17 protein-coding genes are annotated in these 17,378 nt (G+C 57.3%); 13 read left to right on the forward strand and 4 right to left on the reverse strand.

The genetic code is table 11. From position 1 onward, the window contains the following. The first annotated feature begins 56 nt into the window (after positions 1 to 56). The 5 genes from ACW81B_RS07115 to ACW81B_RS07135 all read left to right on the forward strand — a co-directional run bounded on the left by ACW81B_RS07115 (position 57) and on the right by ACW81B_RS07135 (position 5,302). A complete protein-coding gene (locus ACW81B_RS07115) occupies positions 57 to 1,796 on the forward strand; it encodes a hypothetical protein (RefSeq protein WP_491579521.1) in 1,740 nt (579 codons plus the stop codon). Then, positions 1,793 to 2,278 carry a methylated-DNA--[protein]-cysteine S-methyltransferase gene (locus ACW81B_RS07120; RefSeq protein ID WP_491579522.1) on the forward strand — a complete coding sequence of 162 codons (486 nt, stop codon included), beginning with the start codon at positions 1,793 to 1,795 and terminating at the stop codon, positions 2,276 to 2,278. Before ACW81B_RS07115 ends, ACW81B_RS07120 begins: the two co-directional genes overlap by 4 nt. Positions 2,279 to 2,385: 107 nt before the next feature. Beyond that, the gene (gene htpG, locus ACW81B_RS07125; protein WP_491579523.1) at positions 2,386 to 4,272 is read left to right on the forward strand and encodes a molecular chaperone HtpG; all 1,887 of its coding nucleotides are present in this window, start codon (positions 2,386 to 2,388) and stop codon (positions 4,270 to 4,272) included. Positions 4,273 to 4,274: 2 nt separating this feature from the next. Then, positions 4,275 to 4,928 (forward strand): DsbA family oxidoreductase, encoded by a 654-nt coding sequence (locus ACW81B_RS07130; protein ID WP_491579524.1) that lies wholly within the window; start codon positions 4,275 to 4,277, stop codon positions 4,926 to 4,928. Next, positions 4,925 to 5,302: an RNA-binding S4 domain-containing protein gene (locus ACW81B_RS07135; RefSeq protein ID WP_491579525.1), complete on the forward strand. Its 378-nt coding sequence runs from the start codon at positions 4,925 to 4,927 to the stop codon at positions 5,300 to 5,302. Before ACW81B_RS07130 ends, ACW81B_RS07135 begins: the two co-directional genes overlap by 4 nt. Before the next feature lie 24 nt (positions 5,303 to 5,326). Here ACW81B_RS07135 and ACW81B_RS07140 read toward each other — a convergent pair whose 3' ends face one another. Then, positions 5,327 to 6,007, reverse strand: a complete 681-nt coding sequence (locus ACW81B_RS07140; RefSeq protein WP_491579526.1) for a response regulator — start codon at positions 6,005 to 6,007, stop codon at positions 5,327 to 5,329. A gap of 220 nt (positions 6,008 to 6,227) precedes the next feature. Here ACW81B_RS07140 and ACW81B_RS07145 point away from each other — a divergent pair, with 220 nt between their 5' ends. The 5 genes from ACW81B_RS07145 to trxA all read left to right on the forward strand — a co-directional run bounded on the left by ACW81B_RS07145 (position 6,228) and on the right by trxA (position 11,910). Beyond that, positions 6,228 to 7,274 carry an AAA family ATPase gene (locus ACW81B_RS07145; protein ID WP_491579527.1) on the forward strand — a complete coding sequence of 349 codons (1,047 nt, stop codon included), beginning with the start codon at positions 6,228 to 6,230 and terminating at the stop codon, positions 7,272 to 7,274. A gap of 1 nt (position 7,275) precedes the next feature. Continuing rightward, entirely contained in the window at positions 7,276 to 8,484 is a 1,209-nt protein-coding gene (locus ACW81B_RS07150; protein ID WP_491579528.1) for a vWA domain-containing protein, read from the forward strand. 160 nt (positions 8,485 to 8,644) lie between these two features. Then, entirely contained in the window at positions 8,645 to 9,298 is a 654-nt protein-coding gene (gene adk / locus ACW81B_RS07155) for an adenylate kinase (RefSeq protein WP_491579529.1), read from the forward strand. Between the two features lie 492 nt (positions 9,299 to 9,790). After that, positions 9,791 to 11,428 carry a GGDEF domain-containing protein gene (locus tag ACW81B_RS07160; RefSeq protein ID WP_491579530.1) on the forward strand — a complete coding sequence of 546 codons (1,638 nt, stop codon included), beginning with the start codon at positions 9,791 to 9,793 and terminating at the stop codon, positions 11,426 to 11,428. A 101-nt stretch (positions 11,429 to 11,529) separates the two neighbouring features. Further along, the gene (gene trxA, locus ACW81B_RS07165; RefSeq protein WP_491579531.1) at positions 11,530 to 11,910 is read left to right on the forward strand and encodes a thioredoxin; all 381 of its coding nucleotides are present in this window, start codon (positions 11,530 to 11,532) and stop codon (positions 11,908 to 11,910) included. Between the two features lie 28 nt (positions 11,911 to 11,938). Here the strand turns inward: trxA and moeA are convergent, their stop codons facing one another. The 3 genes from moeA to mobA are packed head-to-tail and all read right to left on the reverse strand — an operon-like array spanning position 11,939 to position 13,979. Further along, positions 11,939 to 13,201 carry a molybdopterin molybdotransferase MoeA gene (moeA, locus tag ACW81B_RS07170; protein WP_491579532.1) on the reverse strand — a complete coding sequence of 421 codons (1,263 nt, stop codon included), beginning with the start codon at positions 13,199 to 13,201 and terminating at the stop codon, positions 11,939 to 11,941. After that, positions 13,198 to 13,353, reverse strand: coding sequence for a hypothetical protein (locus tag ACW81B_RS07175; RefSeq protein ID WP_491579533.1), 156 nt, complete (start codon positions 13,351 to 13,353; stop codon positions 13,198 to 13,200). The genes moeA and ACW81B_RS07175 overlap by 4 nt, the downstream gene beginning before the upstream one ends. 14 nt (positions 13,354 to 13,367) lie before the next feature. After that, positions 13,368 to 13,979, reverse strand: a complete 612-nt coding sequence (mobA, locus tag ACW81B_RS07180) for a molybdenum cofactor guanylyltransferase MobA (protein WP_491579534.1) — start codon at positions 13,977 to 13,979, stop codon at positions 13,368 to 13,370. Between the two features lie 97 nt (positions 13,980 to 14,076). Here mobA and xerD point away from each other — a divergent pair, with 97 nt between their 5' ends. The 3 genes from xerD (at position 14,077) to ACW81B_RS07195 (ending at position 17,249) form a co-directional block, all read left to right on the forward strand. Beyond that, on the forward strand, positions 14,077 to 15,012 hold the full coding sequence (gene xerD / locus ACW81B_RS07185; RefSeq protein WP_491579535.1) for a site-specific tyrosine recombinase XerD: 936 nt from the start codon (positions 14,077 to 14,079) through the stop codon (positions 15,010 to 15,012). An 82-nt stretch (positions 15,013 to 15,094) separates the two neighbouring features. Then, the gene (locus ACW81B_RS07190) at positions 15,095 to 15,820 is read left to right on the forward strand and encodes a DsbC family protein (protein WP_491579536.1); all 726 of its coding nucleotides are present in this window, start codon (positions 15,095 to 15,097) and stop codon (positions 15,818 to 15,820) included. A 31-nt stretch (positions 15,821 to 15,851) separates the two neighbouring features. Continuing rightward, positions 15,852 to 17,249, forward strand: a complete 1,398-nt coding sequence (locus tag ACW81B_RS07195; RefSeq protein WP_491579537.1) for a hypothetical protein — start codon at positions 15,852 to 15,854, stop codon at positions 17,247 to 17,249. Positions 17,250 to 17,378: the final 129 nt, after the last annotated feature.

The following is a 17,378-nucleotide window of genomic DNA, read 5'->3' on the forward strand; positions in this document are numbered from 1 at the left end:
GTGGTTCGGTAAAATGTATTCCCGGCCTGTTGACAGGGCTGTATCTGCTGCTGTTCATGCCGCTGACCCACGCGGTCGACGTGTCGGCACTGCAGGAGATTTCCCGGCTTGCACACAGCGGTGCGCCGCAGCTTGCGTTGCGTCGTATGGATGTGGAACAACCCGCTTTTTCAGACAACCCGGTTGACTGGATGACATGGGAGCGCGAGCGTTTGCAGATTCTGCGTAACCAGAATATGGACGCGGCGCTGGCCAGGCGCGTGGAAGCCCTGCCGACCGATATCGATGAACGCTTTGTACATTTTGCCAGAACACTCGGCGCGGAATCGCTGTTGCAGCTCGGTGATGTTCCCGCCGCGCTGGCCAGTGTGCGTGCATTGATCTGGCAGCATGGGGCACACGCCGAGCCAGAGCAGCTGGAGCAATGGCGGCGCCTTGTGGTGCGTGCCTATGTACGTGAAAACCGTATCGAGGACGCGCGCCTTGCGCTGCTGCGCTACCGGCAGGACTACGGGACAGATAATCGTGAATGGCGCTGGCTGAGCGCACGTGTTTCCCTGCAGTCCGGGCACCCCGATTCCGCTCTAAAACGGCTTGCAGGAGCCCGTCAGCCAGGGGATCTTCTCCTGTACCGGCTGGCGGCGCTGGCAGCGGGCAAGAGTGAGCCGGCGGCTGTAGCAGATGAGGCCGAGAAACAGGCGGCCTCTGCAACATCAGCCGGGCTGCAGCGCGCCTGGTGGTCGCTGGCAGCGCGTGCTGCTGCACGGGCGAACAGGCGCTACGATCAATTGCGTTATCTGGAGCACGCACTGTCCCTGTCACCGGACCCCGAGCTGGCGTTACTGTTTCCGGAGGCCAACGCCGACAACCTCTGGCAAGGTTATCTTGCACTGGGGCAGCAAATCGGTAACGAGGAACAGCGTCTGCTCGGTAACGATGACGACTGGTATTTCCCGGCAACCGAAGCGATGGAAAAAGATCCTTTGCGTGCACGGATTTTTTTCGCCGTACTCGCAGAATATGCAGGTAACGCGCAACGCCGCTCGCTGGCGCACGAGTACCTGGCAGGTTTACTGGATGAACTTCCGGACGGAAAACAACTGGTGCGTACGCTTTATCTCAATGCCTCGCGTTATGCGCAGGCAGACCATTTACCCGCCGTGGTGCGCTACCGCCTGATCGATGAAGCACTGGAGACGGGTGATCTTGATACGGCTTCGCGTCTGATGGACGGGCTGGCCGAACCACCTCGTGGGCAGGGCCATTTCGAGTGGACCCTGCGCCGTGCCAGGGTGGCTGTTTACGCCGGTGATGTGCCGGCCGGTGTTGCCTTGCTGCAGCACTTGCTGGGTGCGGAAGAATCTGCTGACTGGAACAGCAAGCGCGCCGATCGTCTGTTGCAGATTCTGTTCGATCTGCAGACGGTGCAACATCACCGCGAGGCACTTGACCTGTTCAACACGTTGCTGGAAAAACCGCTGGAAGCACAGCAGCGACGCGAATTACTGTTCTGGATGGCCGAGTCGTTGCAGGCGCTGGAACAATTCGATCAGGCGGCGTACCTGTATATCAAATCAGCAACCCTTACCGATTTGCAGGCAATGGACCCCTGGGCGCAGACTGCGCGCTACCGGGCGGCCAAAGCCCTGGTTGAGGCCGGTTTGCTGGATGATGCTCGACGCATCTACGCCAGCCTCATGCGAGCAACGCGCGATGCCAGCCGTAAAGCAGTGTTGAACAGTGAAATACAGCGTCTGCGGTTACTCGGTGCAGTCAGGGCGGAGGATCGGCAATGACACGATCCGTACCCGTGCACTTTGATGCCGTTTTCGACAGCTGGCTTGGTCGTCTCGGAATAGTGCTTGAGGGTGACAGGCTGCGTGCGTTACGGTTTGTTGATGGCCGTACCGCCATTATGCCGGCGGGGCGTGCAGCATTACAGATACAGCGGGCAGTACTGCATTACCTCGATACACCGGCTGCGCTGCCATCCGTGCCGCTTGCTGTCGAGGGAACACCCTTCCAGCAACGCGTGTGGGCGGCCCTGCGGGCCATTCCGGCAGGACAGGTGATGACTTACGGTGAGCTGGCCGCGCAGCTGCGAAGTGGTGCGCGGGCGGTGGGAAATGCCTGCCGACACAATCCGGTGCCACTGGTGATCCCCTGTCACCGGGTTGTCCCGAGCCGGGGTATTGGCGGATTCGCAGGCCGGATGTCAGGGCGACTGGTGTCGATAAAGCGTCAGTTGCTGGTAAATGAAGGTGTTGAAATTCACTGACCCTGTCCCCATGTGGGGTAGGGTGTCGATGCGCGTGGCCGATGTCGCGCGTGCCGGCCCGGCAACAGAATTCAAGTTTTTCCTGATCAAGTAAAGGGCCCTGTAACATGAGCGTAGAAACCCGTAAAGAAACCATGGAATTTCAGGCCGAAGTTCGTCAGTTGATGAAGCTGATGATCCATTCGCTGTATTCCAACAAGGAAATTTTCCTGCGTGAACTGATCTCCAACGCCTCCGACGCCTGCGACAAGCTGCGTTTCGAGGCCTTGTCCAACGAATCGCTGTACGACGGCGACAGCGACCTGAAAATCCGTGTCGACTTCGACAAGGAAGCACGCACCATAACTGTCAGCGACAATGGTATCGGCATGTCGCGCGAGGAAGTCGTGGACAATATCGGCACCATTGCCAAGTCAGGTACGCAGCAGTTCTTCGAGTCACTGACCGGTGACCAGACGCATGACCTTGAACTGATCGGGCAGTTCGGCGTCGGCTTTTATTCCTGCTTTATTGTTGCCGACAAGGTAACACTGAGCACACGCCGTGCCGGTACACCCGCTGACCAGGCCGTGCAGTGGGAATCTGACGGTGAAGGCAGTTACACCCTTACCAACGTAACGAAGGACAGCCGTGGTACGGAAATCGTGCTACACCTGCGCGAAGGTGAAGACGAGTTTCTCGATGCCTGGCGGTTGCGTTCGATTATCACCCGCTACTCCGACCATATCGCCATCCCCATCGAGATGCCGTCCCAGGAGAAAGACAAGGAAGGCGAATACGAGGCTGTCAACAATGCTTCTGCCCTGTGGAAGCGTCCGAAGAAGGAAATCAGTGACGAGGAATACCGGGAGTTCTACAAGCACGTTGCGCACGACTTTGGTGAACCACTGGCGTGGACGCACAACCAGGTAGAAGGTAACCAGTCCTATACCAGCCTGTTATATATTCCAAAGACTGCACCATTTGATCTGTGGGATCGTGACCGTCGTCATGGCATCAAGCTGTATGTCCGGCGTGTGTTTATCATGGACGATGCCGAACACCTGATGCCGCAGTACCTGCGTTTTGTCCGTGGCCTGGTGGATTCCGACGATCTTCCACTCAACGTGTCACGGGAAATCCTCCAGCAGAACAAGTTTATCGACGGCATTCGCGCTGCTTCGGTGAAGAAAATCCTTGGCCTGCTGGAAAACATGGCAAAAAACGAGCCGGAGAAATATGCCGAGTTCTGGAAGCAGTTTGGCCAGGTCATGAAAGAAGGGCCGGCCGAGGACTTCGCCAACCGGGAAAGGATCGCCAAACTCCTGCGCTTCTCTTCAACCCATACCGACAGCGAGGAACAGACCGTGTCGCTGGAGGACTATGTCAGTCGCATGCCGGAAGGGCAGGACAAGATCTACTACATAACCGCTGATAGTTTCTCCGCGGCAAAGAACAGTCCGCACCTGGAGGTGTTCCGCAAGAAAGGTATCGAGGTACTGTTGTTGAGCGACCGTGTCGATGAATGGCTGGTCTCGCACCTGACCGAATTCGACGGCAAGCCGCTGGTATCGGTTGCCAAAGGAGACCTGGATCTTGGCAAACTCGGTGGTGATGAAGCTGAAAAGAAAGACGAGAAGTCAGAAGAAGAGTACAAGGACTTTCTCGACAAGCTGAAAGATGTGCTGGCCGATGAGGTCAGCGAAGTGCGCAGCAGCCAGCGGCTGACGGAATCACCCTCCTGCCTGGTGCTCGGTGAGCAGGAAATGGCCATGCACATGCAGAAGCTGCTCAAACAGGCCGGCCACGATGTGCCGGTGAGCAAGCCGGTGCTGGAAATCAATATGGACCACCCGCTGGTCAAGCGCCTGCGAGAGGAAACCGATGAGGAACGTTTCTCTGACTGGTCGCGCCTGCTGTTCGAGCAGGCGATGCTGAGTCAGGGTGGACAGCTGGACGATCCCGCTGCCTTCGTGAAACGCCTGAACGGTATCCTTGTCGAGATTGCTGACTGATCGTGACGGGCGACGAGGCGAGTCGCGGGGTAACGGGTGGTGCCGGGAGACCGTTGCTGAAGGTAACGGTGTTCAGCGACTACATCTGCCCATTCTGTTACATCGGCGAACTCCGCCTCAATCGCCTGCGCGAGCAGTTTGACCTGCGGGTGAACTGGTGCGCCATTGAAATTCATCCTGACACCTCCGCGGAAGGTCGGCCGATCGAATCGCTGGGTTATGACAGCGAACGCTGGCAGTCCATGATGGCTTCGCTCGAGGAAATGGCGGCAGAGGAAGGTGTGACCCTGAAGGAGCACGACTTCACCACCAATTCGCGCTCGGCACTGCGGCTGGCCGAGGTGGCCAAGGGGCTGGGCAGGGATGTTTTTTACCCATTGCACAGATCCCTGTTCGAGGCTTTTTTTGTCGAAGGGCGCAACATCGGGGATCGGGCGGTCCTCGAAGCTTTGGCGAGGCAAGCGGGTATGAGCGACAGCCAGGTTGCGGCTGCCTGGGATGGTAAGGAGGCCAGTGAAAAACTGGCACAGTACCGCCAGGCAGCACTTGACCTGGGGGTACGCGCAACCCCCACGTTCTTTATCGGCGAGCAACGCCTGGACGGTGCCGTGCCCTACCTGCAGTTGCTTGATGCCGCACGTGTTGCCGTCGCATGAGTGAGCCGGTCCGTATCGATAAATGGTTGTGGGCAGCACGCTTCTACAAGACACGAAGTATTGCTGCACAGGCTGTTTCGGGAGGCAAGGTGCAGCTTAACGGCGTCCGTGTGAAACCCTCGAGAACCGTGAAGACGGGTGACAGCCTGGAAATTCATCGGAACGGATTGACCTGGCAGATTGAAGTTTTGATCCTGTCTGCGCGCCGTGGCCCGGCCAGCGTGGCGCAAACCCTGTACCGGGAGTCGGAACAAAGCATTCTCAAGCGAGAGGCTGTCACGGAACAGTTTCGGCTGGCATCGGCTACGACACCGCGTCCACAGGGCAAGCCGGACAAGAAATCCCGTCGCCAGTTGCGCAGCCTGAAAGGGTAGGGGGCGGCATGAACCGGCCGGGAACTAGCAGTAAGCCGGCTCGTGAACGAATGAGGGACGACGCAGATTATTGAGGATATTCAGCACCGGGTCGTTGTGCGGGTCTGTGCTGATTTCGAGCGGTTGATGCCCCAACAACGTGTTCTGCCAGCTGACGTTGGTTTGTGGCACATCGGTACGGATCAGTGCCAGGTCATACTCACGCAACGCCATGGCGATTTGCGCTTCCTGTGCGGAACGGGCACGGAACAGCCGGGTCTGGTTGCCGATGGTGTTCTGAACCAGCTCGGCCAGACTGTCGTCGTCTTCGACATGGAGAATTTTCGGTGGCCGCCCGGCGGCGCGTTGACCGGCCTGCTTGAGGGCGAAAATCAGCCGCGCATAATCGGCAGAACGCGACAGCCAGTCAGGCCCGCTGTCACCCCGTTCTGTCTCACGCGTTGTGGAAATGACCAGCACGGAGGTTCGGGGGTGTTCCTGGCGCAGTTCCATGGCAAAGGAAATACCGTCACGGTCGGCCAGTAACAGGTCTATGGCTATTCCGTCATAGTGGTGGTCCCACAACCGTTGGCGCGCATCATCGGCGCGCGTCACGCAGTCCACCTGAATGCCAACGGCATTGAAGCGTTTGCGAAGTGGTTCCAGTTTCCCCTTGTCTGAAGAGCAAAGTAAAAGGCGCGTAAAACGACTGTCTTGTGAAGGCATGTAGCGTCTGTTGGGTTGTCTGTTTGATAATCACCCGTAACGGCTGCGCGGGGGAAATATTGAGTGGATTTCCCGGTGTGCAGAAGCCCTGGCGGTGTGAATGTTTAACCCCTTGTGTTTTGTTGTATTTTTACAGTGATCATGCATTTCGCCGCGGCTTTCAGTAACATGTGGCGCCTTTGCAGGAGGTGGCCAGCGCCACCGGATAACCGGAGCAGACATGCGCCCATTACAGCTATTGACCATCCTTGAAACCGAGTTCGAAAGCGTCCAGCACGGCCAGCATACCCCGGTGATGCTGTGGGGGCCGCCGGGTGTGGGTAAATCACAGATTGTTGCCCGGATTGCCGCGCACCATGGCGTGCCGGTCATCGATATCCGCCTGTCGCAGATGGAGCCAACCGATCTGCGCGGTATCCCGTTCCGCACCGGGGACAGTGTTGAATGGGCCGTGCCGGCCATGCTGCCGGACACGCAGCGCCATGGTGAAAAAGGCATCCTGTTTCTCGATGAAATCACCTCGGTGCCGCCCAGTGTGTCGGCGGCGGCCTACCAGCTGATCCTGGATCGCAGGCTCGGCGCCTACGAGGTACCGGATGGCTGGGCGATCTTTGCCGCGGGCAACCGCCAGGGCGACCGTGGTGTCACCTACAGCATGCCGGCACCGCTGGCTAACCGCTTCTCGCACTACGAGCTGGACGTCAACCTCGATGACTGGGTCGCCTGGGCCTATGCCAACGGTATCGATGAACGCCTGATTGCCTTCCTGCGTTTTCGTCCGGAGTTGTTGTTTGAATTCGATCCGGCGCATAACCCGGTGGCTTTCCCGTCCCCGCGTTCCTGGGAATTTGCCCATCGTGCCCTGCAGAAATTTGGCAACAATTCTGCCGTGCTGGTGGAAGCCCTGCAGGCGTGTGTAGGACCCGCTGCCGGGATCGAGTTGCATGCTTTTGTCGACAACCTCGACAAGCTGCCTGATATCGATGCCATTACTCGCGGGGAGAAGGTCGGTGTGCCAAAAGAAACCGACCTCCAGTACGCGGTTGCCTCGGCGCTGGTGGGCCGTGCAATTCGGGTTCGTGATGAAGATGATGCAGAAACGATATTCGGACATATTATCGATTACGCCGGTGCCTTTCCCCAGCGTGAGATGGGTGTCATGCTGATTTCCGACATGCACCGCGCGATTGGCCAGGAACTGTTCCAGGTGCCACAGTTCTCGAAATGGGCCAAGGCCGTTGCCGATGTGATGTTGTTCGATATGTAGCATGTCAGACGATATCGAAACCAAACTCAGTGCGGCGCGCACCCGGCTGATTCTTGACCGGCCGTTTCTCGGTGCGCTGGTGCTGCGTCTGCCGATGAAGGCGAGCAAGCCGGAACGCTGCAAGACGATTGGTACGGATGTCCGCGCGCTGTATTACAACCCTGAATATATCAGCCAGCTGTCACTGGACCAGACCCAGTTCGTGCTGGCGCACGAGGCCCTGCACTGTGCCCTGTCACACTTTGCGCGTCGTCAGCATCGCGTCAAGCAGCGCTGGGATGTCGCCTGTGACCTCGCCATTAACCCGCTGCTGATCCAGGATGGACTGAAGCCACCGCCGGGCGTACTGCTGAAAAGCGGTTTTGAAGGCATGATGGCCGAGGAAATCTATCCCTTCATCGACGAAGATACCGAAGACGAAACGCACGACGACCACTTCTACGACCAGGAAACCGCGTCCAGGGGGTCATCGTCCGGCGGCCAGTCGCAGGAACAGGACACGGACAGCGGCACGGGCAACACGCAGGATGAGGATTCCGATCCGCAGCAGGGCGGCCAGCCGGCACCCTTGAGTGAATCCGAGCAGGAGCAACTGGCGGTACAGTGGCGACAGCGACTTGCGGGTGCCGCGCAACAGGCCAAGCAGGCTGGCAAGCTGGGTGCCGCCATGATGCGGCTGGTCGATCACCTGCTGCAGCCGCAATTGCCCTGGCGCATGTTGCTGGCGCGCTACATGATGGCCGTGGCGCGGGATGATTACAGTTACCAGCGTCCATCGCGGCGTGAGGGGGATGCAATCCTGCCAACGCTCAGGAGCACCCAGGTCAATATTACCGTCGTACTGGATACCAGTGGCTCCATCAACGATACGGAGATGCAGGAATTCATCAGTGAAATCGATGCCATCAAGGGCCAGGTGCGTGCGCGCCTGGTACTGCATGCCTGCGATGCCGTGTTATGCAAAAACGGCCCGTGGGTCTACGAACCCTGGGAAGCGTTCACCTTGCCTGAAGGGATTTATGGTCGCGGCGGGACACGTTTTACGCCGGTTTTCGAGTGGCTGGAGCAGGTCAATCAACAGCCTGATCTGCTGGTGTACTTCACGGATGCCCAGGGCGAGTTTCCCGAAACAGAACCGGCCTGCCCGGTGTTGTGGCTGGTCAAGGGGCGTGCCAAAGTGCCCTGGGGTCAGCGTGTCCAGTTGAACTGAGCAGACTTTTCCCGCCGCTTCATAAATCCCCCGCATCCCCGTATATATTCTATTGTGTGTTGTTCATGCGTCCGCCTGAGGATAATTGGTGTCCCTGTTATCGTCCCGGCGGTCGCTGAGCAAGGGTTGTTGCCGGGAGCGTGTGGAAGGAGGAACCACCATGAGAATTATATTACTGGGCGGCCCCGGTGCCGGTAAAGGTACGCAGGCCAACTACATCAGGGAGCGTTACGGTATCCCGCAGATTTCCACCGGCGATATGTTGAGAGCGGCCGTCAAGGCAGGAACACCGCTGGGTATCGAGGCCAAAAAAGTCATGGATGCAGGTGGACTGGTGTCCGACGAGATTATCCTCGGCCTGGTCAGGGAACGTATTACCGAGGATGACTGCAAAAACGGTTTCCTGTTCGATGGCTTCCCGCGTACGCTCGCGCAGGCTGAAGCCTTGCGTGAACAGGGTGTTGATATAGACGCGGTGGTGGAGATCGATGTTGATGATGAGGAAATCATCAAACGCATGAGCGGGCGCCGCGTGCACCCGGGTTCAGGCCGTACTTACCACGTAGTCTTTAATCCGCCGAAAGTGGAAGGGAAGGATGACGTCACCGGTGAGCCGCTGGTGCAGCGTGATGACGACAAGGAAGAAACGGTACGCAAGCGCTTGCAGGTGTATCACGAGCAGACGGAACCCCTGATCGGTTATTACTCGAAATGGGCGCAGGAAGGCGGTGTGGGTGCGCCACGTTATATCCGGGTTTCGGGGGTTGGCAAGGTCGAGGAAATTCGTGATGCCATTTTCTCGGCACTGGGTTGAACTGAAGCCGGTGAAGTATTGGTCTGATGGCGCCCGGGGCGATCACTGGCCGTTTTTTGTCAAGAAAATGTCGGCTGGATCGGCATCAGTGCGCGGAAACAGGGTCGAAAACATCCGTATAATCATGAAGAAATAGGTGGATATCGCGTAAGAAAATGTCTCTATAGCCGTCTGGTCAGTGACCACCCACCTGTAAGGTTTGATGACGAATCTGCGCTATTTCACTGATATAACTGTCAAAAAATTGCCGCGCTTGACTTTTGTGGTGTGGCGCACAAAAGTCGTGTTTGTTCAATAATTTCAAATGCTTTATGCGAAGGCGCAGATATCCGCCCATGCGTCGTTTGTCCTTTTGCCGCAACCAGAGTAACTTTCTGGACTGAGTAAAAAGAATACCCGGTGGTCAGGGCGGGATAACGAGAAACAGGGTTTATAACAATAAAATACGATGGCACCTGATGGTGCGGTGTCGTGGGAGCTTTAAGTCGGAGTATGGGCGCAACAACTCTCAGTGGGATTGAAGCGGCTGGCGTGCAAAAGATATTAAGCATGCTGGATGCGCTGCGCCATTCGCAGACCGGTAGTGTTATCTACCGCCAGGTCGAGCGCATGCTCGACGATGTTGTCGACAACCAGCAAGTGATTGAACGTGCCTACGTTACCCTGATCAATCAGTTGCTGGATGCCTATCTCAACCATCTCCGCGATGGTTCCCCGTTGCAGGTCCAGATCCGCCTGTTGCAGGCGCGTCTCCAGCCTCCGCTGACGGCCGGCGACCTGGACACACTGCGTGATTACGTTGAACTGTATGCCAGCCAGATTGAGGCGACCCGGAATCTCGATTCCGGCCTGTTCCAGAATGCGGTCAATCCGTTGCTGGAGTCGTTTGGCATCATTGAGGCCGCGCCGGAAAAGAAAATTCCCTCGCCGAAGCGCACAGAGCAAGCGACCGCTGTCGCGGAACCTGAAGTGTCTGTACCATCGCCGGGCAGGCAGTCTTATGCCGAGGCAAGACAGTCTGTCAAACAGGAAACAAGTCAGCTAGATCGCTCACAGAGCTCTGCTGAACGGGAATGGCCGTTCAGCAATGCCGACGAGCAGGCGGAAGCACAGCGGGCCACACAGCAGCAGGCGCTGCAAGCCGGTGAAGACACGGTTCAGGTCGAGCAGGAGGAAGAAGCGACTTCCTGTGATCAGGACAGCGGTTCACGCGCGGATGAAACCAGGGTCGATAATGCCTACCGCAGTCACCTCGATTCCAAGCGCCGCGATATACAGAAACTGCAGTCGACACTGAACAAGCAGGTCAAGGATACGATTGCCCAGAACGAGGAGTTCGGTGTGCTGCTGGAGGTCGTGCTTGGCGAACTGCGCCATGCCGGTGAAGGCAAGGAGCTGGAAGACCTGCGCTGGACGCTGGTCCGTGAAATCGAGAAGTTGACCCGGGGGCACCACGACCTTGCCGAGAAACTCGATAATACCCATCACTATCTGCAGCTGATTGAATCCGATAGTCGCCAGCTCAGTGATGAGTTGACGCGTGTCAGGTTGCTCAGTCTTACCGATGAACTGACCGGCCTGCCCAATCGCCGTGCTTTCCTGCGGCGTATCGAGGACGAGGTGGCGCGTGTACAACGCTACGGTTTCCCCTTGTCGCTGGCGTTGATCGACCTCGATCATTTCAAGCAGATCAACGATAAATACGGGCATGCCGGTGGTGATGAAGTGCTGCAGCTGTATGCCAAGAGTATCCTTTCTATCTTCCGTCATCATGACCTGGTGGCGCGTTATGGCGGCGAGGAATTCGCGGTTTTGCTGCCCAATACTGATGCGGAAGGTTCAATGCGCGCACTGACCAAGGTGAGAAACCGGGCACAGGAAACGCGCTGGCAGGCCAATGGCGAGATGATTTCGATCCCCACCTTCTCTTCCGGCGTGTCCCTGTACAAGCCCGGTGAAACGGCAAGTGCGTTTATCGAACGTGCAGACAAGGCCCTGTATCGCGCCAAGCGACTGGGCCGTAATCGTGTTGAGCTTGATGCCACTTATGGCAGTGATGCTGGAGCCGGGCATGATGAAGAAAAGTCCGCCAGTCCGTCAGAAGAACATCGCCAGCGCGGCGACAGCTGATCCCCCCCCTACGCCTCCTAGTGTTTATTTTCAAGGTTTTTCCTGCCCGGCGTGCTTGTTACACTGGTCATACTTCATAGACCGATGTAACAGGATTGCACATGGCGACGATTGAGCTGACAAAAGATAATTTCAAGGAAACCATCGAGAATAACGCTATTGTATTGCTCGATTTCTGGGCGTCATGGTGCGGTCCCTGCCAGAACTTTGCCCCGGTGTTTGAGGCGGCATCCGAGGCCAACCCCGATATTGCCTTTGGCAAGGTTGATACGGAAGCCGAGTCAGAACTGGCGGCCAGTTTCCAGGTGCGCTCGATTCCGATGCTGGCGATTTTCCGCGAAGGGATCATGGTCTTTTCCCAGGCCGGAGCCTTGCCGGCATCTGCGCTGGACCAGCTGATCGAGCAGGTCAGGGCACTGGATATGGAGAAGGTGCGCGCTGACATTGCCGAGCAGCAGGCCGGGCAGCAAGTCAAACAATAAATTCTGTCAGGTGGCTGTTCCCTGGCTGTCACCTTTCGAAATCGGTGAAAGGTTGTACGAAAACATTTGCACCTTCGTTGACGCCGCTGTTTTCTGCGCTGAGCAGGATAAAGCAGTTGGCATGGCTCATGGAGCTCAGCACGTGCGAGCCCTGCAGTCCGGTTGTCGACACGCTCCAGCTTCCATCGGTTTCCCGTCGAAGAATTCCACGCTGGAACTCCATGCGCCCGGCGGCCTTTTTCAGGGGGTTGGCGCAACGCGCTTCAAAAATCAGCGGGTCGCGCGGCTGCTCGCCGCGCATTTTACGCAGGGCCGGCAAGACAAACTGGTAAAAGGTCACCATGGCCGACACCGGGTTGCCGGGCAGGCCAAAAAACACCGCGTTACCCAGTTTGCCAAAGGCCAGTGGCTTGCCGGGTTTCATGGCCATGCGCCAGAAATTGATTTCACCCATTTCTCCCAGTGTCTCGGTCACAAAGTCAGCCTCACCGACAGATACGCCACCCGAGGTCAGCACCAGGTCGGCGATGGCGCCGGCCTGCCGAAAGGCGTCACGCACGGCATCACGCCGGTCGGGGATAACACCGAGGTCATGGAAATCAACGCCGGCATTACGCAATAGCCCGTACAGCGCATAGCGGTTGCTGTCGTAGATTTGCCCGGGTTGCAGCGGTGTGCCGATGCTGGTGAGTTCGTCTCCCGTGGAGAAGAACGCCACGCGCAACCTGCGCCATACCCGCACTTCGCCCACGCCGACAGATGCCAGCAGGCCAAGTTCGGCTGGCCCCAGTACCTTGCCCGGTTCGAGCACCTGCTGGCCGGCACGGGTATCCTCGCCGGCATGTCGAACGTGCTGGCCGGCTTTTACACGGGTGGGATCAAAGCGGATCTGTTCACCGTCGCGTTCGACATGTTCCTGCATCAATACCGTGTCGGCGCCTTCCGGTATCACGGCGCCGGTCATGATACGCACACACTGACCGGCTTCGACCTTGCCATTGAACGGTCTGCCCGCGAAAGACTCGCCTGCCAGGGTCAATGTGCAGGGTGTTTCATCGTTACAGTCCCGGTGGCGGATGGCATAACCGTCCATGGCCGAGTTTGCAAAGGGCGGGACATCGATGCCGGACACCACCTTTTCAGCAAGAACATGGTGCAGCGCAGCACGAAGGTGCAGTTGTTCCTGGTCACTGACAACGGGTACCGCATCGAGTATGCGTTGTCGGCCCTGCTCCACGCTGAGCAGTTTCTGTGAAGGGTCGGCGCAGCAATCTATAGTGGCGTCGTTCATGGCTGGGTTCCTGTCCATCTGGATACAAAGGTTTCAAGAATAAATCCGGCAATCGCGTCTGGCCGGTTGAGGTACGGGTACAGCAGCGGCTTCCCGGTGCCGCTGCAGGCGGCGAAGCCGATAACCGGGAAGGATGCAGTCAGTTGGGTCATGATCGAATTGTTTGTCATGGTGACAGGTATTCACGTAACATTTCCTGATCCTGCTCAACATTCAGGTTGATGAACTGTTGCGGCGTGTCAGAAAAATCCACGGGGACGGCGCCGACTTCATCGAGCCAGCCGTTGACGGCACGCTGACCACGATTGAGATAGTCTTGCAGTGCCGGTGCCAGTGTTTTGTCCAGCAGACAAAATACCGGTTCAATCCGCTGGTTCAGGCTGGCAACACAGGCCTTGCTGCCAGTTCCGGCAAGCGCCGAAGCCATCCTGGCGGGATACTGTTCACTGACCAGCGGGGCATCGACAGGAAGCGTCAGCAGGTGACGGGTGCGAGCGGCCAGAAGGCCTGCGAGTATGCCGGCAAGTGGCCCGGGAAAATCCCCTGAGGCGTCTTCAATGACCGGGTGGCCATAACTGGCGTAACGTTGCAGGTTGCGGTTGGCGCTGATCAATACCGGTCCGGCATGTGCTGCCATACGCTCCAGCAGGTGTTCGAGGGCGGGTTTTCCGGCAATATTCATCAGCCCCTTGTCCTGGCCACCCATGCGGCTGCCCTTGCCGCCGGCAAGAATAAGCAGACTGATTTCCGTAGCAGGGATAAGGGTTCGTGCTGTCATGGTGTGTACCGTTCCGGAAGCCGGAGTCTAGCACGGCAGCACCGGCGGGTCTGCGATTGTGGTAGGGTGCTACAGCGTGTTTGAATAGATGAGAGTCATGTCAGCCAGTCGTTCAGCAACAGCCCGGACCGATGCGTGCAGCGATGCCGATCTCGCCGTCATCGAGCGTTTCGTAGATGCCCTGTGGGTGGAGAATGGTCTCAGTGAGAATACACTGGCGGCCTATCGCAGGGATCTCTGCGGTTTCGCCGTCTGGCTGAAGGGACGCAATACAGCATTGGCGGAGGCGGGTGAGCCTGAACTGAATGCCTATCTGTCTGTCCGCTATCGTGCCGGCAACAAGATGCGCAGTAATGCACGGTTATTGTCGACCTTGCGGCGCTTCTACCGCTACCTGGTGCGTGAAGGCCGACGCAAGGACGATCCTGCCGCCAACATCGCTTCCCCGAAACTTGACCGTCCGCTTCCGCATACGCTGAGTGAGCGGCAAATCGAGGCGTTACTCACGGCGCCGGATACCCGCCATCCCATCGGCATACGCGACCGCGCCATGCTGGAAGTGTTGTACGCCAGCGGCTTGCGTGTATCCGAGCTGATATCGCTGACCGCTGACCGGGTAAATCTCAACCAGGGGGTCATCAAGGTACTCGGAAAGGGCAATAAGGAACGCCTGGTGCCGGCCGGTGAAGAGGCACTGCACTGGGTGGCGCGTTACCTGAAGGAGGCACGGCCGGTATTGTTGCGCGGTGCCTCGGTTGGCCCGTTGTTTGTATCACGAAAGTCCACCCCCATCACCCGTCAGGCATTCTGGTACCGGATTCGCCAATATGCTGTAAAAGTAAAGATTTCCACGCATTTGTCGCCGCATACCTTACGACATGCGTTTGCCACACACCTGGTGAACCACGGTGCGGATCTGCGCGTCGTACAGATGTTGCTCGGGCATAGCGACCTGTCTACCACGCAAATCTATACCCATGTCGCCCGTGAGCGACTCCGGCAGTTGCACGAGCGCCACCACCCGCGAGGTTGAAGACTGCAGTAGAATGCTGAACCCAGATACAGAATCACTGTCCAATCCCGGAACCGATTCTCCAGCTGACAGGTTATTCGTTGTGAATACAGTTAAAAATACCCTTATTACACTGCTGCTCGTGTGTCTCGCACCGCTGGTCAGCGCTGACGAGGCCGCCGACAAGGCAAAAATCCGCAGTGCGCTGGGCGGTGTCAGTGTCAATTCAATCGAGGCGACGCCGGTTCCCGGACTTTATGAGGTGGTTGTCGGAAGCCAGGTGGTCTATATCAGCCGCGATGGTCGTTATCTGCTGCAGGGTGAATTGATAGATTTTACCACGCATACAAGCCTGACCGAGGCAAAGCGTGCCAGCATCAGGAAAGCACTCATCGATACAATCGATGAAAGCAAAATGATTGTCTTCAGGCCGGAAAAAGTGAAACACGTGGTGACAGTGTTTACTGATATCGACTGCGGTTACTGCCGTAAACTGCACAGCCAGATTGACCAGTACATGGCAAAAGGCATCGAGATACGCTACCTGTTTTTCCCGCGCGCCGGTGCGCACACGCCGTCTTATGACAAGGCTGTCTCCGTATGGTGTGCGGATGACAGAAAGAAGGCGCTGACCGACTCAAAGAACAACCGGCCGGTGCCGAAGAAAACCTGTGACAACCCTGTTGATGCGCATATGCGCCTGGCCGAACAACTGGGGTTGCGCGGAACACCTTATATTTTGTATGAAAACGGCCAGTCAACGCCGGGTTATATACCACCGGCACGCATGGCTGAAATGCTCGACAAGACCGAGGTCAGCAGCAACTAGGCAACACCGGCTTTTCAATCAGGGAGTGAAGATGGAATCCACGCTGGATACCCACCGCAAGGCGCGGTCCATTAATCTGGATGACGGCAAGTACGGCACCATCGCGGAGATCGGTGCGGGACAGGAAACTGCGCGCTGGTTCTTCCAGGTCGGGGGAGCAGCCGGCACCATCGCCAAGGCCATGTCGGCCTATGACATGACCTTCAGTGACGCCATCTATGGCAATTGCAAACGCTACGTCAGCCGCGAGCGCCTGCAGGCCATGCTGCAACACGAGTACCGACTGGTCAATGAGCGGCTGCAGGAAAAGCGTGGCGAATCCAGTGCGTTCTTTGCCTTTGCCAATACGGTTGCTACACACAGTTATGTCCGCAAGCAGGCGGGGCACGGCTGGCTGGGTATTCGTTTCCAGACACAGCCTGGCGAGCAAGCGTCACAGATCGATGTGCACGTGTGTCTGCGCGGGCAGGACAGTCTTCAGGACCAGGAGACGCTGGGTATTCTCGGCGTAAACCTCATTTACGGTGCGCTGTACCTGAATGAAAATCCTGAAGCGCTGATCAAGTCCTTGCTCGACCAGCTTTCTACCGAGCTGATGGAAATCGACATGATCGATTTCGGCGGGCCGGCCTTTGCAGGAATTGATAACCGCCTGATGGCGTTGCGCCTGGTGCAGTACGGACTGTCCAGCGCAGCAATGTTTCAGGCCGATGGAAAAGTGGTGCAGCCAGCCGATGCGCTGTACAGAAAATCCGTGCTGGTTGAACGCAGCCGCTTTCGCCCGCCGACCCACCTGAACATGAACCTCCTCGATAGCGCATATACCGAGTTCTGCAAGGAATCCGATGTCAGCCCTGACGATGTTATCGTGCTGAGCGAAATGACATTACACAACCTGGTCGATGGCGAAGAGATCGATGTTGAGGACTACCTGCACCGCGCGGAAATACTTTGTGCGCTGGGTAAACACGTGATGATTTCGGATTGTGGCGCTTTTTACCGGCTGGCAGAGTACCTGTTCCGCTACACCCGGCAAGCGGTTGGCGTGGTGCTCGGTGTGCCAACACTGCAGCAGGTATTTGACGAGACGTACTATGAAGGTCTGGAAGGCGGTATCCTGGAATCCTTCGGCCGCATGTTCAGGAATGATCTCAGGTTGTATGTCGGGCCGGCGCTCGGGGAGGAAGGCGATGGGCTGGTGACGGTACACAATCTGGAGATCCCGGCACAGCTGAAACATCTCTACCTGCATTTGCTGGAAAACGGTTATATCCGTGAATTAACCGATATTCGCCGTGAATACCTGTCCATATTTTCACATGCCGTGCTGGAGAAGATTCGCCAGGGCGATGCAGGCTGGGTCGACATGGTGCCGGATGCCGTGGCGGAAATTATTCGTGAGAAACGCCTGTTTCATTATGAAGGCTAGCGCAGGTCTGCCAGCCACTACAGGACATTGTGACAGAATTGTGAGATTTGCGTGATAGCTGTGTGAACTCCGCACGTTACAACGTATCACGGAAATCATTCCGAAACAGGAACATTCACAGGAGCACGT

It is taken from the genome of Thiogranum sp. (assembly GCF_058323355.1).

Coding starts and splice junctions, on each gene's coding strand:
- trxA (WP_491579531.1), top strand. CDS start 11,530: ATGGCGACGATTGAGCTGACAAAAGATAATTTCAAGGAAACCATCGAG.
- ACW81B_RS07135 (WP_491579525.1), top strand. CDS start 4,925: ATGAGTGAGCCGGTCCGTATCGATAAATGGTTGTGGGCAGCACGCTTC.
- xerD (WP_491579535.1), top strand. CDS start 14,077: ATGTCAGCCAGTCGTTCAGCAACAGCCCGGACCGATGCGTGCAGCGAT.
- htpG (WP_491579523.1), top strand. CDS start 2,386: ATGAGCGTAGAAACCCGTAAAGAAACCATGGAATTTCAGGCCGAAGTT.
- ACW81B_RS07120 (WP_491579522.1), top strand. CDS start 1,793: ATGACACGATCCGTACCCGTGCACTTTGATGCCGTTTTCGACAGCTGG.
- ACW81B_RS07150 (WP_491579528.1), top strand. CDS start 7,276: ATGTCAGACGATATCGAAACCAAACTCAGTGCGGCGCGCACCCGGCTG.
- ACW81B_RS07175 (WP_491579533.1), bottom strand. CDS start 13,353: ATGACCCAACTGACTGCATCCTTCCCGGTTATCGGCTTCGCCGCCTGC.
- moeA (WP_491579532.1), bottom strand. CDS start 13,201: ATGAACGACGCCACTATAGATTGCTGCGCCGACCCTTCACAGAAACTG.
- mobA (WP_491579534.1), bottom strand. CDS start 13,979: ATGACAGCACGAACCCTTATCCCTGCTACGGAAATCAGTCTGCTTATT.
- adk (WP_491579529.1), top strand. CDS start 8,645: ATGAGAATTATATTACTGGGCGGCCCCGGTGCCGGTAAAGGTACGCAG.
- ACW81B_RS07115 (WP_491579521.1), top strand. CDS start 57: ATGCCGCTGACCCACGCGGTCGACGTGTCGGCACTGCAGGAGATTTCC.
- ACW81B_RS07160 (WP_491579530.1), top strand. CDS start 9,791: ATGGGCGCAACAACTCTCAGTGGGATTGAAGCGGCTGGCGTGCAAAAG.
- ACW81B_RS07145 (WP_491579527.1), top strand. CDS start 6,228: ATGCGCCCATTACAGCTATTGACCATCCTTGAAACCGAGTTCGAAAGC.
- ACW81B_RS07140 (WP_491579526.1), bottom strand. CDS start 6,007: ATGCCTTCACAAGACAGTCGTTTTACGCGCCTTTTACTTTGCTCTTCA.
- ACW81B_RS07195 (WP_491579537.1), top strand. CDS start 15,852: ATGGAATCCACGCTGGATACCCACCGCAAGGCGCGGTCCATTAATCTG.